Here is a 13,045-nt window from a genome sequence, read left to right as displayed (position 1 = left end):
GGACGAGTGGCGGTAACCAGAACAACCAGGCCTCGGATACCAGCGGGGTTAATCAGAACAACCAGGCGTGACCCTGTCGGTGAAGTGGTACAGCGAACCCGCCACTCACGGTGGTGGCGGGTTCGCGGATGTTTGCGGCCGAGCGCGTCGCGGTTTCGTCGGTCCGGCTCTCCTCGCGGTGCCTACCGTCCCCCTCCGGGTGGTGACTGCCGCAGGTCGGCTACGAGCTGGCGCAGCCGCTTTGTGGGGCGGAGCCCCAACTCGTTGCGGAGGCGCCGCGAGTAGCGTTCGAAGTGGTCAAGGGCCTCGGCAAGGTTGCCCTCCGCCAGGTGCGCGCGGATCAACGAGGCCTGGCTGCTCTCCCGCAGTGGATCTGCCTGCACGGCCGTATGAGCGGCCGTCACCGCCCCGGCGAACTGCTCGGCGTCGATGAATTCTCCGGTCAGTCTTTCAAGGGCATGAAGTCGAAGCTCGCGCCATTTCTCCGCCTCCAGCATGACCCACTCGTCGTACCACCCCGGCAGCAGGTCGGCGGAGAGATGGTCGACGGTCGCCGGATTGAGGCCGAGGTCCTCAGCCGGCACGCTGGGGTCGAGTATGCCCTGGGCCAGCGACCGAGCGTGGTAAAGGTCGACAGTGACCTTCCGCGCGAGACGCACCTCGCTGGGAGTGACATCCAGCGCTTTCCTGCCGAGGCCGTGCAGACGGGTGAGCGCCGCCCGGAGGTTCGTGTGCGCTTTCTGCTCGGATGCTTCGGGCCAAAGACTTCCGGCGATCAAAGCCCTGGGGACGGAGACGCGATAATTGAGCGCGATGAATGCCAAGAGCCGTTTCGAACCGACCTGGACTGTCACCGGGACATCGTCGACCACTAGGTCGAAACCGCCGAGAAGAGCTATGTGTACGGATGGACGGCTCTGTGCGGTCACAGAAAATGAGACGAGATAATCTGAGCTCATAGCTGTGTGATCGCCAGGAATCGGTGGCCCCGGGTGCCCGCAGACTGGCAGCACCGCCATTGCCGAAGGTCAGCGACCTCCACACCTCCCAACGGGTCCATGCTGCTCTGCCCGGTGAGGGTTGTCCAATGAGAATGTGTGAAAGTGGGACTGTTGAGCCGCTAAGTATCCCGGTGGTGCGGAGACGTGTCCATCCGGACGTGAAAATGCTGATCCTGGCGGCCCGTAGTAGACTCATTAGTCCCATTTCCCGGCGATAGTTGCGCTTGGCGAACTTGCGTGTGGCGCCGACGCGGAAAAATCGAATGTCACGACGTGGGAGTCGGCGATGGGACGGCACCGCCTGCTGTACTTGGCGCATCGACGCGCAGACGCACTCAGAAGCTCGCGAGGAAGCCTCGGCGCACCAGGGGAGTTCGACGCCGACCATCGGGGTGATGAATATGCGGAAGGTATTCCTGCGAAGCGGCAGTGTCGCAGTTGCGGCCCTATCGTGCTTCGTCGTTGGTATGTGGGGTGTCTCGACGGGTCAGGCAGGCGCGTCCGTGTGGCATTCTCGGCAACTGCTGGAGAGTTCTGCCCTCAAATGCTACGAAACCACTCGTGATTCGAGCACCATTGTTTGCTATCGGATTTCTTACAGGCCTCTGCTCAGGGACGGGCAGATGGTGTTCGTTCCCTTTCTGATCCAGGTTCCGACGCCTGCCAATCCGCCGACGCCCACATTGGTCACGAATCTCCCGGCGACTTAGCGGATGAGGGAGAGAACAGGGAGGCGGCCTTCAGGCCGGTACGAGCGACATCGAACGTCGTATCGCGGGTCGCACCAAGTAACAGCAGCGTGACGTGTCGCACATCGGCCCGGACGGGCAAGGTCATCTGGCTCTTCCAGTCGTGACGCACGAGCGGTGACTGAGGGACCCCACGCCCCCGATACGCGCGCCGCGCCTCGGGGCACACTGAAACACATGTCCTCCCGTCGCAGAACCTGTCCGGTGTGCCATCGCGAGATCGCCGTAGTAGCGGGTCGCTTCGCGCGGCACGACCCTCCTGGGGCGCGCGAGACGGGCGACCTGGTCTCCTGCGCCGGATCACGACGGCAGGCCCAACTCGGAGCGGCGCAGCCGACGTTGGACGGATACGTCGTGCCGGACTTCCCCGGACAGCTGCCGCTGTTCTGAGAACTCCGACCGGCCGCCGTCACCGACATCAACGGCCGGTCCGCGACCTCAGTTCCCGGCCACCGACTTCACGGCCACCGAGACCGGCGTCGACCCGCCGATCAGCTCCAGGGTCAGTCCCGCCGTCGCCGAGGTGTCCACCAACTCCGCCAGCACGGCGGCCACATCGTCGCGGGTGACCGGGCCACGGCCCGTGTGCGCCTCCAGGCGGACCAGCCCCGTTCCGGGCTCGTCCGTCAGTGCGCCGGGGCGCAGGATCGTCCAGTCCAGGGCGTCCTGCCTGGCGACATGGGCGTCGGCCGCGCCCTTGGCCCGCAGATACACGTCGAAGACGTCGTCGCCCGCGTGTGCCGGATCCGCGCCCATCGACGAGACGACCACGAACCGCCGTACGCCCGCCCGCACCGCCGCGTCCGCGAACAGCACCGCCGCGTCCTTGTCCACCGTCTCCTTGCGGGCCGTACCACTGCCCGGACCCGCGCCCGCCGCGAACACCGCGGCGTCCGCCCCCGCCAGGTGCGCCGCGACCCCCTCGACCGACGCCGACTCCAGGTCGAGCAGCACTGGTTCGGCGCCGGCCGTCCGCAGAGCGTCGCCCTGTTCGGCCTTCCGGATGATTCCCGCGACCTCGTCCCCGCGCGCGGAGAGCAGTCGCTCCAACCGCAACGCGATCTGACCATGACCACCAGCGATGACAATGCGCATGTTTCCGACCGTACGCCCGAAGCCCCGCATCCGCCGCACGACTTCACGCGCCCCACACGCACGAGTGGCCTCGAGGAACCGGCGCACGCCGGACCCGGGCCTGGACCTGTACGCCGCGTCTCCCGGGCCCGGGCCCGGACCTGTACGCCGCGTCTCCCGGACCCGGGCCTGGACCTGTACGCCGCGTCTCCCGGGCCCGGACCTGTACCCGTGCGCCGCGCCCGCCCGTGGCCGCCCCGCCCCCGGAGGCGTGCTTCCTCAGGACAACTTCCCCCGGCCCTGTCGCGGCAGTCCCAGCTCCGCCGCCACCGCCGAGTTGCAGTACTCGCGGACCGCGCTCGTGCGCGCCACCACGCGCCCCCGGTGCACCACGATCCGGCTGTAGGCGAGGGAGAGGGCGCCCGCCAGATGGTCGCCGCGTACGGCGAGGAGCTCGGCTGGGAAACCGGCCTCCACGCGGACCTCGGGCAGGCCGAGGGCCGCACGGGCGGAGGCGCTCACGGTGTCGTAGGCGTCCTCGGGGCGCAGGCCGTGGCGGGAGGCCAGGAGGTAAGCCGCCTCCAGGGGATCGCCACGGCCGACGGGGTTCGAGAGGTCGCGCAGGGCGCCGCTGCCGGCGGCGACCCGCACCCCGGCCGCGCGCAGCAGCCGTACCGGAGCCGTGCCGCGCCGGTCGACCGAACCGCAGCCGCCCTGCGGCAGGCACACCACCGTGACGCCCGCCGCGGCGAGTTGGTCCGCGACCCGGGCAGCCGCCTCGGCGGGCAGCCGTGCGAGGCCGGCGCACGGGCCGAGGAGTACGCCGGGGCGCATGCCCCCCGCCATCGCCGCGAGCCTGGCCAGCCGGGCCGGGTCGGCCGCGTCGGTGTGCAGGTCGACCGGACAGCCGTGCTCGGACGCCACCTCCAGCACGGCCTCCACGTAGCCCGTGGGATCGGGGTCCAGGTCGGGGCAGCCGCCCACCACGGACGCGCCCATCTTCGCGGCGTCCCGCAGTATCGCCAGCCCGTCGGCGCCCGCGACCCCGGTGAGCACGCGCGGCATCGCGACCGTCGTGAGTTCCGCGAGGCCGCGCAGCGAGCGGCGGGCCTGGAGGACCGCGGCCAGTGCGCCCAGCCCCTGGACGTCGCCCACGCGTACGTGCGCGCGCACCGCCGTCGCGCCGTGCCCGAGTTGCAGCAGGGCCGCCTCGGTGGCGCGGCGCTGGACGTCCTCCGGCTCGTAGGAGACGGGGCCGTCGGGTTCGGCGGAGAGCGCGGTGTCGCCGTGGGCGTGCGGTTCGGCCGGGGCCGGGAGGAGGAGATAGCCAGTGAGGTCCACGCGGGTGCCGCCCGCGCGGGCGAGGCCGGACGCGAGGCTGCCGGCCGTGCCGACCGCCTCGATGCGCCCGCCGCCCAGCCGTACGTCCACGGTCCGGCCGTCGGTGAGCCGCGCGCCGCACAGGAGGAGCGCGGCGGGGTCGGACTGGCCCGGGGAGCCTGAGGAGCCCGAGGAGCCCGACGAGTTGGACGACGACGAGGGCGGCTGCGGCTGGCTGTCGGGCATCGCGCTCCAGGAAGGTCGGTCCAGGCGTGGGACTCAAGATCACACAGAGTGAGTCGAGCCTAGGGTGGCGAGCCGCGTGGGGCGGGGAGGAGCGCAATAGTCGTACCGGAGCCGTCGGACCTGCGAGGAACGTGTCCGGCACGCGCGCGGGGGGAGCGTCGGGAGGGGCCCGGGAGGCGGTTGTGAGGGGGCTGCGAGCCGTGCGGAACGGGCCGCGAAGGGCGGCGGGAAACGGATTTGGGTGAACGGCTGCCGAGCGTGTAATGTCTTCATCGCTCGCCCCAATAGCTCAGTCGGCAGAGCGTCTCCATGGTAAGGAGAAGGTCTACGGTTCGATTCCGTATTGGGGCTCTGGTGTGAGAGGTCCCGTCGCGAGGCGGGGCTGATCTCATCAAAGCGGTGTAGCTCAGTCGGTAGAGCAAGCGGCTCATAATCGCTGTGTCACCGGTTCAAGTCCGGTCACCGCTACTGACAGTAGCCGATTGCGGGGTCGGTCCTTCGATCGGCTACTCTTTCTTGCGTTGAATCAAGTCCATCCGTTCGTCTTAGGAGCACTCACGTGGCTGCCACCGACGTCCGCCCGAAGATCACGCTGGCCTGCGTGGAGTGCAAGGAGCGGAACTACATCACCAAGAAGAACCGGCGTAACAACCCGGACCGTCTTGAGATGAAGAAGCACTGCCCGCGTTGCAACGCGCACACTGCGCACCGCGAAACGCGATAATCACAGGCTCGTTCGTGAGGCCGTCCCCGGTTCGGGGGCGGCCTCACGGCGTTTCGGGAGCAGGCTTTCCCGCTAGTTTGTGGGACAGCACAGCAGACATCAGGAGGTGCCGGGCCGATGGCGCTCGACCAGTCCTTCGTGGGACGGACCTACCCGCCCACCGAGCCCTACGAGGTGGGCCGGGAGAAGATCCGTGAGTTCGCCGAGGCGGTGGGCGACACCAATCCCGTGTACACGGACCCGGAAGCCGCCAAGGCGCTCGGCTATTCCGATGTGATCGCCCCGCCGACGTTTGTCTTCTCGATCACTTTCCGGGCTGCCGGACAGGTCGTCGAGGACCCGCAGCTCGGCCTGGACTACAGCCGGGTCGTGCACGGCGACCAGAAGTTCGCCTACCGGCGCCCGGTGCGAGCCGGTGACCGGCTGAGCGTGACCTCGACCATCGAGGCCGTCAAGTCGCTCGCGGGCAACGACATCATCGACATCCGCGGAGACGTCCACGACGAGGCGGGCGAGCTCGTGGTGAGCGCGCTGACCAAGCTGGTGGCCCGCGCGGCGGACGCAGCAGAAGGCGAGGCGTGAGGATCCGATGACGTCGAAGATCGCGTACGAGGACGTCGAGGTCGGCACCGAGCTGCCGGCGCAGACCTTCCCCGTGACCCGCGCCACGCTGGTGCGGTACGCGGGCGCCTCCGGGGACTTCAACCCCATCCACTGGAACGAGAAGTTCGCCAAGGAGGTTGGCCTGCCGGACGTCATCGCGCACGGCATGTTCACCATGGCCGAGGCGATCCGTGTGGTCACCGACTGGACCGGCGACCCGGGCGCCGTCGTCGACTACGGCGTCCGGTTCACCAAGCCCGTCGTGGTCCCGAACGACGACCAGGGTGCCCTGATCGAGGTCAGCGGCAAGGTCGCGGCCAAGCTCGACGACAACACGGTGCGCGTCGACCTCACGGCGACCAGCGCCGGACAGAAGGTGCTCGGCATGTCCCGGGCGGTCGTACGACTGGGCTGAGGCCTTCACAGGCCCGCGGACCGCAGCTACGCAGGCCAAAGCCGCGCAGGCCGCAGCTACGCAGGCCAAAGCCGCGCAGGCCGCAGCTATGCAGGCCAAAGCCGCGCAGGCCCGCAGGTCGCAGGCCGGAGCGCGCAGGTCGCAGGCCGCAGGGGCGCAGGCCGGAGCCGCGGCGGCGATCGCGGTTCGTGGTGCCGTATCAGAGGTAAGGGGCGTTCTCCATGCGAGGCGCCCCTTACGCATGGTGACCCTCACGCATGGTGACCTCGGCGTGCTGTGGCCCCGCCCGCGGCGATCCTGCGGCGGATCCGGGGGCGGGCGAGCGGGCCCTTGACCTAGTTAGTGATTGAGTACTAACTTTCTCGCATGGTCAGGATGAGTGCCGAGGAGCGGCGCGAGAGTGTCGTTCGTGCGGCGATCACGGAGTTCTCGCAGAGGGGCTACTACGGCACCTCCACCGAGGCGATCGCCAAGCGGGTCGGGGTTTCGCAGCCGTATCTCTTCCGGCTCTTCCCGAGCAAGAAAGCGATCTTCGGCGCCGCCTCGCAGCGTTGCATCGACGAGATGCGCGAGGTCTTCGAGGACGCGGCCAAGGGCTTGGAGGGTGAGGACGCCCTGCATGCCATGGGTGACGCGTACGTGCGGCTCATCCAGGAGCGGCCGGAGCGGCTCCAGATGCAGATGCAGACGTACATCACAGTTGCCGCGGCGGAGGCGGAGGGTGAGCACGAGTTCGGTGAGATCGTGCGGGCCGGCTGGTCGCGCCTCTGGGAGACCGTGCATCTGCTCTCGGGTGCCGACGTCGACCGCACGACGACCTTCCTGGCCAAGGGGATGCTCATCAATACCTACGCGGCCATGGGGTTTCCGCCCGATCACCGGGTCTGGCAGGGGATGTACCCGGATGCCGGGAGCACGGGGCGGCTGGAGAAGTGCCGTGACGAGTGAGAGGCCGGTTCGCCGTTCCCGCACCCGGCTTTTTCATGGCTCAGAAAATTAGTGATCAATAACTAATGAACGTTCGCAGACCACGCTCTGGGGGAGCGATGTCACAAGAGACCGCAACGCAGACAGGACGAGAGACCGTACGTCGCGGTGGTGCCGTATGGGCGCTCGTCATCACCGGTGTCGCCGGATTCATGGCGTCCCTCGACAACCTCGTCGTCACCACCGCCCTGCCGTCCATCCGCAAGGACCTCGGCGGAGCCCTGGACGACCTCGAATGGACCGTGAGCGCCTATACGCTCACCTTCGCCGTCCTGCTCATGTTCGGCGCCGCCCTCGGTGACCGGTTCGGCCGCCGCCGGCTCTTCCTCGCCGGCCTCGCCGTCTTCACCGGTGCGTCGGCCGCAGCGGCCCTGGCGCCCGGCATCGACTCCCTGATCGCCGCCCGCGCGGTCCAGGGCGTCGGCGCGGCCGTCATGATGCCGCTCACCCTCACCCTGCTGACGGCGGCAGTGCCCGAGGCCCGGCGCGGGATGGCCTACGGCATCTGGGGAGCCGTCAACGGGCTCGCGGTCGCCTCCGGGCCGCTCATCGGCGGCAGCCTCACCGAACACGTGTCCTGGCATTGGATCTTCTGGCTGAACGTCCCGCTCGGCGTCGCCGTCCTGCCTCTCGCCCGCCTCCGGCTCGCCGAGTCGTACGGCACCGGTGCCCCGCTCGACATACCCGGCACGCTGCTCGCCAGCGGAGGTCTGTTCGGGATCGTCTACGGCCTGGTGCGCGGCCCCGCCGACGGCTGGACCAGCCCCATGGTGCTCACCGGACTGTTCGCCGGCAGCGCGCTGCTCGCCGGGTTCGTACTGCACGGCAGCGTCGCCAAGAACCCCATGCTGCCCATGCGGCTCTTCCGCTCCCGCGCCTTCTCCGGGATCAATGCGGCCAGCCTGCTGATGTTCCTCGGCATGTTCGGCTCGATCTTCCTGCTCAGCCAGTACATGCAGGGTGTGCTCGGCTACTCGCCCACCGAGGCCGGTCTTCGGATGCTGCCCTGGACCGGCATGCCGATGATCGTCGCGCCGATCGCGGGCATCCTCTCCGACCGGATCGGCGGCCGCCCGGTCGTCGCCGCCGGGCTCTTCCTACAGGCCGCCGGGCTCGGCTACCTGGCCTCCGTGGTCACCGCGCACGCCTCCTACAGTGCCCAGCTGCCCGGTCTGGTCATCAGCGGAGTCGGCATGGCCCTGTACTTCGCCCCGGCCGCCAACCTGGTGATGTCCGCCGTACGCCCGCAGGAACAGGGCATCGCCTCCGGTGCCAACAACGCGCTCCGCGAGGTCGGCGGAGCCCTCGGCGTCGCGGTCATGTCGTCGATCTTCTCCGCGCAGGGCGGCTACCAGAGCGCCCAGAACTTCGTGGACGGGCTGCGGCCCGCCCTGGTGACCGGTTCGGCGGCGGTCGCGGTCGCCGGGGTGGCCGCGCTGCTGATCCCGGGGCGGCGCCGGGTCACGCGGGTCGCCACCGAGGGGGAGCCCGTGCCGGAGCCGGTGACCGTCGGCAGCTGACGGCACGCGCGCGTGGGGCCCCGTTCCGGGTGGACTGGGGCCCCACGCGCGCGTGCGGCTCGGCAGGCGGCACTGCCGGTGGCGTCTCGTAGTCTTGGGCGCGTGCAGGAACTCCACGACGCCCCTCTCGCCCCCCTCACCACCTTCCGGCTCGGCGGCCCCGCCACCCGGCTGGTCACCGCGACCACCGACGCCGAGGTGATCGCCGCGGTCCGGGCCGCCGACGACAGCGGGACCCCGCTGCTCGTCGTCGGCGGCGGATCGAACCTGGTCATCGGTGACAAGGGCTTCGACGGCACCGCCCTGCGCATCGCCACCACCGGCTTCGAACTGCGCGGGACGACCCTGGAGCTGGCGGCCGGCGAAGTGTGGACCGACGCCGTCGCCCGTACCGTCGAGGCCGGACTGGCAGGCGTCGAGTGCCTTGCCGGGATCCCGGGCTCGGCGGGCGCCACCCCGATCCAGAACGTGGGGGCCTACGGCCAGGAAGTGTCCTCGACCATCACCGAGGTCGTCGCGTACGACCGCAGGGCCGGGGCGGCCGTGACGCTCACCAACGAGGAGTGCGCGTTCTCGTACCGGCACAGCCGGTTCAAGGACGACCCCTCGCGGTACGTCGTGCTGCGGGTCCGCTTCGCCCTGGAGGACGCGGGCGGTCTGTCGGCGCCGCTGCGGTACGCCGAGACCGCGCGAGCGCTCGGCGTGGAGCCCGGCGACCGGGTGCCGCTGGCCGACGCCCGTGAGACCGTGCTGAAGCTGCGGGCCGGGAAGGGCATGGTGCTGGACCCCGAGGACCACGACACCTGGTCGGCGGGATCCTTCTTCACCAACCCGATCCTCACGGACGCTCAGTTCGCCGACTTCCACGCGCGCGTGCGCGAGCGGCTGGGCGACGGGGCCGAGCCCCCCGCCTATCCGGCGGGGGAGGGACACACCAAGACCTCGGCGGCCTGGCTGATCGACAAGGCCGGGTTCGGCAAGGGGTACGGCGACGGGGCGGCCCGGATCTCCACCAAGCACACGCTGGCACTGACCAACCGGGGCGGGGCGACGACGGAGGATCTGCTGGAGCTGGCGCGGGAGATCGTCGCGGGCGTTCGCGAGGCGTTCGGCGTGACCCTCGTCAACGAGCCGGTGACCGTCGGCGTGAGTCTCCAGGGAAGCCCCGTTCAGTAGGCCACCCCCACCCCCTGCTTCACGGTGGCCTCGTCGTCGATCGTCGCCAGCATCGCGTGGGCCACGTCCGCCCGCGCGATGAAGCGGCCCTTCGGCGGGAAGCCGCCGATCACCCTGCGGTAGGTGCCGGTCAGGGGCTTGTCCTGGAGGCGGGGAGGGCGCACCGACGTCCAGTCCGTGGAACTGCGGGACAGTTCCGCCTCCATCTCGCGCAGGTCGTCGTAGACGGCCTTGAGGACCTTCGAGACCAGCGCGCGGGCCGCGCGGTCCACGATGCCGTCGTCCGGTTCCGGGCCCACCGGTGCCGCGCTGACCACCACGAGCCGCCGCACCTCGGCCGCCTCCATCGCGGCCAGGACCGTTCGGGTCAGACGGGCGGCGACCCCGGCGTCCTTCGTGCTCCGCGGGCCCAGGCCGGACAGGACCGCGTCCCGGCCGGCGACCGCCGGGCGGACCGCCTCGGGGTCGGTGAGGTCCGCGCGGACCACCACCAGGCCGGGGCCGGTCACGGTCAGCCGGGCCGGGTCGCGGACCACCGCGGTCACCCGGTGCCCGGACGCCAGTGCCTGACCGACGATCTCCCGGCCGATCCCACCGGTCGCGCCGAAGACAGTGAGGTTCATGACTGCTCCCGTCGTGTTGGTCCCGCTGGTGGTGGGTGAGTGTTCACTCACCCATGTGTCGCTCCTAGGGTGGGTAAGTACTCACTCACCCGTCAAGCCCCCGCTCCACATCCGGCACACCCACCGAAGGGACATGTGATCCTTGGGCGTCATGCAGCAGAAACCGGCCCGCGCCCGCATCCTCGACGCCGCACACGAGCTGATGCGCACCGTCGGACTCGCCCGAGCCACCACCAAGGAGATCGCCAGGGCGGCCGGCTGCTCCGAAGCGGCGCTGTACAAGTACTTCCGCAACAAGGAAGAACTGTTCGTGCACGTACTGAGCGAGCGGCTGCCGCGGCTGCTGCCGCTGCTCGGCGAACTCACCGTCGAACCCGGCCGGGGCACCCTGGAGGACAACCTCACCCAGATCGCCCGCCAGGCCGCCCTCTTCTACGAGGAGAGCTTCCCGATCGCCGCGTCCCTGTACGCGGAACAGCAGCTCAAACGGAAGCTCGACGACCGGCTGCGCACCATCGGCGCCGGACCGCACCTCCCGATGCGGGCCCTGGCCGCCTACCTGCGTGCCGAGCAGGCGGCCGGGCGGGTGCGCCCCGACGCCGACACCTCCGCGGCCGCGTCCCTGCTGCTCGGCGCCTGCGTCCAGCGTGTCTTCGGCTACGACGCGACCCCGACCGGCGAACGCCCCCCGGTGGACGAGTTCGCCGCCCGGGTCACCCGCACCCTGCTGGGCGGAATCTCCGTTGCCGAGGACCCCGTGCGCCGGGGACCCTGACGCCATGAGGCATTCCGTATGCGGCTGAGACTGCGCGAGTACCGGCCCCGCACCGGACCGCACGGACACCGGGTCGTCCAGCCCTGGCAGCCGCTGCGCCACACCTCACTGCGCGCGCCCGCGCCGATCGGCTCGCTCATGGGCGACCACGACGGGCTCAACCGGCTCGCCGGGATGTTCTCCTTCGCCGCGTACTCACGGCACACGATCGTCCATGTGCCGCTGCGCGACGCCGTGCCGCCCGACGAGGGCCAGGGGCCGCTCGTCGACCTCGTCCTGGTCCACGAGACGCTCGGGCTGCGGGCCTCCCGGTGGCCCGAACTGCGCCACCGGCTGCGGCAGGGCACCCCGCTCACCGTCCGCACCGACGAGGCGCGCACCGCGCGGGACGCGGCCCTGTGGCGCGCGCGGCAGCGGCATGCCGGCCGCCGCGACGAGCTGCGGCACACCACCCACGCGAACACGTTCTTCCTCTTCGGCGACCGGGAGGCCTTCGCCGAGAGCGCCATGTCCCTGGCCTACGCGGCCGGCTGGGGCCCGCGCCAGAAGAACGTGACCAGCGGTCACGCGGCCCTCGTGTCGGGGCTGTGGGGGCTCCGACAGCCGCCGGGCGGCGGGCACCCGGTCGAGGTGCTGGTGTGCTTCAAGGCGTACCCGCCGTACGCCCACTTCCGAAGACCCTGATCAGGACGGCGGGGCGACGAGCCAGGCGTCGATGCCCGCCAGGAGCTTCGCCTTGGTGTCCTCCGGCGCCGCCGAGCCCCGTACCGACTGCCGGGCCAGCTCCGCCAGTTCGGCGTCCGTGAAGGCGTGGTGGCGGCGCGCGATGTCGTACTGGGCGGCCAGCCGGGAGCCGAACAGCAGCGGGTCGTCGGCGCCCAGGGCCAGCGGGACACCCGCCTCGAAGAGCGTCCGCAAGGGGACGTCCTCGGGCTTCTCGTAGACGCCCAGGGCCACGTTGGAGGCCGGGCAGACCTCGCAGGTGATCTCCCGGTCCGCCAGGCGCTTGAGCAGCCGCGGGTCCTCCGCTGCCCGCACCCCGTGCCCGATCCGGGAGGCGTGCAGGTCGTCCAGGCAGTCACGCACCGACGCCGGACCCGTCAGCTCGCCGCCGTGCGGGGCCGCCAGCAGCCCGCCCTCGCGGGCGATGTGGAACGCCCGGTCGAAGTCCCGGGCCATGCCCCGCCGCTCGTCGTTCGAGAGACCGAAGCCGACCACGCCCCGGTCCGCGTACCGCACCGCGAGCCGGGCGAGCGTGCGGGCGTCCAGAGGGTGCTTCATGCGGTTCGCGGCCACCAGGACGCGCATCCCGAGCCCGGTCTCTCGTGAGGTCGTCTCGACCGCGTCCAGAATGATCTCCAGGGCCGGGATCAGACCGCCCAGACGCGGGGCGTACGACGTCGGGTCCACCTGGATCTCCAGCCAGCCCGAGCCGTCCCTGACGTCCTCCTCGGCGGCCTCCCGCACCAGCCGCCGGATGTCCTCGGGCTCTCTCAGGCAGGAGCGCGCGGCGTCGTACAGCCGCTGGAAGCGGAACCAGCCCCGTTCGTCGGTGGCCCGCAGTCTCGGCGGCTCCCCGCTGGTCAGCGCGTCGGTCAGCGCCTCGGGGAGGCGTACGCCGTACTTGTCGGCCAGTTCCAGGACGGTTCCCGGCCGCATCGAACCGGTGAAGTGCAGATGCAGATGAGCCTTCGGCAGCTCAGAGACATCACGTACGTGCTCCATCCCAGGATCCTGCCGTACGCACCTGTCGTACCGGTAGCCGATTCCCCTTTAGTGGCCTTGCTCGCACACGGGAGCGGATCCGTGGCGCACACGGGAGCGGATCCGTG

14 protein-coding genes and 2 tRNA genes are annotated in these 13,045 nt (G+C 70.4%); 11 read left to right on the top strand and 5 right to left on the bottom strand.

The window, feature by feature from the left end; all coding sequences use genetic code 11:
• Window positions 1–182: 182 nt before the first annotated feature.
• Entirely contained in the window at window positions 183–854 is a 672-nt protein-coding gene (locus tag AAW13_RS23925) for an AfsR/SARP family transcriptional regulator (protein ID WP_240528710.1), read from the bottom strand.
• Window positions 855–1,927: 1,073 nt separating this feature from the next.
• Here AAW13_RS23925 and AAW13_RS23920 point away from each other — a divergent pair.
• The gene (locus AAW13_RS23920) at window positions 1,928–2,140 is read left to right on the top strand and encodes a hypothetical protein (RefSeq protein ID WP_071659666.1); all 213 of its coding nucleotides are present in this window, start codon (window positions 1,928–1,930) and stop codon (window positions 2,138–2,140) included.
• 48 nt (window positions 2,141–2,188) lie between these two features.
• On the opposite strand, the gene AAW13_RS23915 is transcribed toward AAW13_RS23920, so the two are convergent.
• Complete coding sequence (locus AAW13_RS23915) at window positions 2,189–2,845, bottom strand: SDR family oxidoreductase (protein ID WP_046731119.1); 657 nt, start codon at window positions 2,843–2,845, stop codon at window positions 2,189–2,191.
• A gap of 258 nt (window positions 2,846–3,103) precedes the next feature.
• On the bottom strand, window positions 3,104–4,390 hold the full coding sequence (locus AAW13_RS23910; protein ID WP_046731090.1) for an amidohydrolase family protein: 1,287 nt from the start codon (window positions 4,388–4,390) through the stop codon (window positions 3,104–3,106).
• A gap of 278 nt (window positions 4,391–4,668) precedes the next feature.
• Here AAW13_RS23910 and AAW13_RS23905 point away from each other — a divergent pair.
• The 8 genes from AAW13_RS23905 (at window position 4,669) to AAW13_RS23870 (ending at window position 9,815) form a co-directional block, all read left to right on the top strand.
• Window positions 4,669–4,741, top strand: a tRNA-Thr gene (locus AAW13_RS23905).
• 44 nt (window positions 4,742–4,785) lie between these two features.
• A tRNA-Met gene (locus tag AAW13_RS23900) sits at window positions 4,786–4,858 on the top strand.
• A gap of 91 nt (window positions 4,859–4,949) precedes the next feature.
• The gene (gene rpmG / locus AAW13_RS23895) at window positions 4,950–5,114 is read left to right on the top strand and encodes a 50S ribosomal protein L33 (RefSeq protein WP_003948671.1); all 165 of its coding nucleotides are present in this window, start codon (window positions 4,950–4,952) and stop codon (window positions 5,112–5,114) included.
• 117 nt (window positions 5,115–5,231) lie between these two features.
• Window positions 5,232–5,696 (top strand): MaoC family dehydratase N-terminal domain-containing protein, encoded by a 465-nt coding sequence (locus AAW13_RS23890; protein WP_046731091.1) that lies wholly within the window; start codon window positions 5,232–5,234, stop codon window positions 5,694–5,696.
• 7 nt (window positions 5,697–5,703) lie between these two features.
• Window positions 5,704–6,132, top strand: coding sequence for a MaoC family dehydratase (locus AAW13_RS23885; protein ID WP_046731092.1), 429 nt, complete (start codon window positions 5,704–5,706; stop codon window positions 6,130–6,132).
• A 366-nt stretch (window positions 6,133–6,498) separates the two neighbouring features.
• Entirely contained in the window at window positions 6,499–7,080 is a 582-nt protein-coding gene (locus AAW13_RS23880; RefSeq protein WP_079178935.1) for a TetR/AcrR family transcriptional regulator, read from the top strand.
• A 98-nt stretch (window positions 7,081–7,178) separates the two neighbouring features.
• The gene (locus AAW13_RS23875; protein WP_046731093.1) at window positions 7,179–8,639 is read left to right on the top strand and encodes an MFS transporter; all 1,461 of its coding nucleotides are present in this window, start codon (window positions 7,179–7,181) and stop codon (window positions 8,637–8,639) included.
• A 102-nt stretch (window positions 8,640–8,741) separates the two neighbouring features.
• Complete coding sequence (locus tag AAW13_RS23870; RefSeq protein ID WP_046731094.1) at window positions 8,742–9,815, top strand: UDP-N-acetylmuramate dehydrogenase; 1,074 nt, start codon at window positions 8,742–8,744, stop codon at window positions 9,813–9,815.
• Here AAW13_RS23870 and AAW13_RS23865 read toward each other — a convergent pair.
• On the bottom strand, window positions 9,809–10,438 hold the full coding sequence (locus AAW13_RS23865; RefSeq protein WP_046731095.1) for an NAD(P)-dependent oxidoreductase: 630 nt from the start codon (window positions 10,436–10,438) through the stop codon (window positions 9,809–9,811). The genes AAW13_RS23870 and AAW13_RS23865 overlap by 7 nt on opposite strands.
• Before the next feature lie 151 nt (window positions 10,439–10,589).
• On the opposite strand from AAW13_RS23865, the gene AAW13_RS23860 reads away from it, so the two are divergent.
• Both AAW13_RS23860 and AAW13_RS23855 read left to right on the top strand, forming a co-directional pair.
• Window positions 10,590–11,213, top strand: a complete 624-nt coding sequence (locus AAW13_RS23860) for a TetR/AcrR family transcriptional regulator (protein WP_046731096.1) — start codon at window positions 10,590–10,592, stop codon at window positions 11,211–11,213.
• Window positions 11,214–11,231: 18 nt separating this feature from the next.
• On the top strand, window positions 11,232–11,897 hold the full coding sequence (locus tag AAW13_RS23855) for a hypothetical protein (RefSeq protein ID WP_046731097.1): 666 nt from the start codon (window positions 11,232–11,234) through the stop codon (window positions 11,895–11,897).
• On the opposite strand, the gene AAW13_RS23850 is transcribed toward AAW13_RS23855, so the two are convergent.
• A complete protein-coding gene (locus AAW13_RS23850) occupies window positions 11,898–12,938 on the bottom strand; it encodes an adenosine deaminase (RefSeq protein ID WP_046731098.1) in 1,041 nt (346 codons plus the stop codon).
• Window positions 12,939–13,045: the final 107 nt, after the last annotated feature.

Source organism: Streptomyces humi, assembly GCF_001005085.2.
Taxonomy (GTDB): Bacteria; Actinomycetota; Actinomycetes; order Streptomycetales; family Streptomycetaceae; genus Streptomyces; species Streptomyces humi.
This window is presented reverse-complemented; position numbering and strand designations above follow the sequence as displayed.

What these genes read in the sequence shown, in the direction of transcription:
- AAW13_RS23885 (WP_046731092.1), top strand. Translation starts at nt 5,704, where the DNA reads ATGACGTCGAAGATCGCGTACGAGGACGTCGAGGTCGGCACCGAGCTG.
- AAW13_RS23865 (WP_046731095.1), bottom strand. Translation starts at nt 10,438, where the DNA reads ATGAACCTCACTGTCTTCGGCGCGACCGGTGGGATCGGCCGGGAGATC.
- AAW13_RS23920 (WP_071659666.1), top strand. Translation starts at nt 1,928, where the DNA reads ATGTCCTCCCGTCGCAGAACCTGTCCGGTGTGCCATCGCGAGATCGCC.
- AAW13_RS23890 (WP_046731091.1), top strand. Translation starts at nt 5,232, where the DNA reads ATGGCGCTCGACCAGTCCTTCGTGGGACGGACCTACCCGCCCACCGAG.
- AAW13_RS23860 (WP_046731096.1), top strand. Translation starts at nt 10,590, where the DNA reads ATGCAGCAGAAACCGGCCCGCGCCCGCATCCTCGACGCCGCACACGAG.
- AAW13_RS23880 (WP_079178935.1), top strand. Translation starts at nt 6,499, where the DNA reads ATGGTCAGGATGAGTGCCGAGGAGCGGCGCGAGAGTGTCGTTCGTGCG.
- AAW13_RS23875 (WP_046731093.1), top strand. Translation starts at nt 7,179, where the DNA reads ATGTCACAAGAGACCGCAACGCAGACAGGACGAGAGACCGTACGTCGC.
- AAW13_RS23910 (WP_046731090.1), bottom strand. Translation starts at nt 4,390, where the DNA reads ATGCCCGACAGCCAGCCGCAGCCGCCCTCGTCGTCGTCCAACTCGTCG.
- AAW13_RS23915 (WP_046731119.1), bottom strand. Translation starts at nt 2,845, where the DNA reads ATGCGCATTGTCATCGCTGGTGGTCATGGTCAGATCGCGTTGCGGTTG.
- AAW13_RS23850 (WP_046731098.1), bottom strand. Translation starts at nt 12,938, where the DNA reads ATGGAGCACGTACGTGATGTCTCTGAGCTGCCGAAGGCTCATCTGCAT.
- AAW13_RS23855 (WP_046731097.1), top strand. Translation starts at nt 11,232, where the DNA reads ATGCGGCTGAGACTGCGCGAGTACCGGCCCCGCACCGGACCGCACGGA.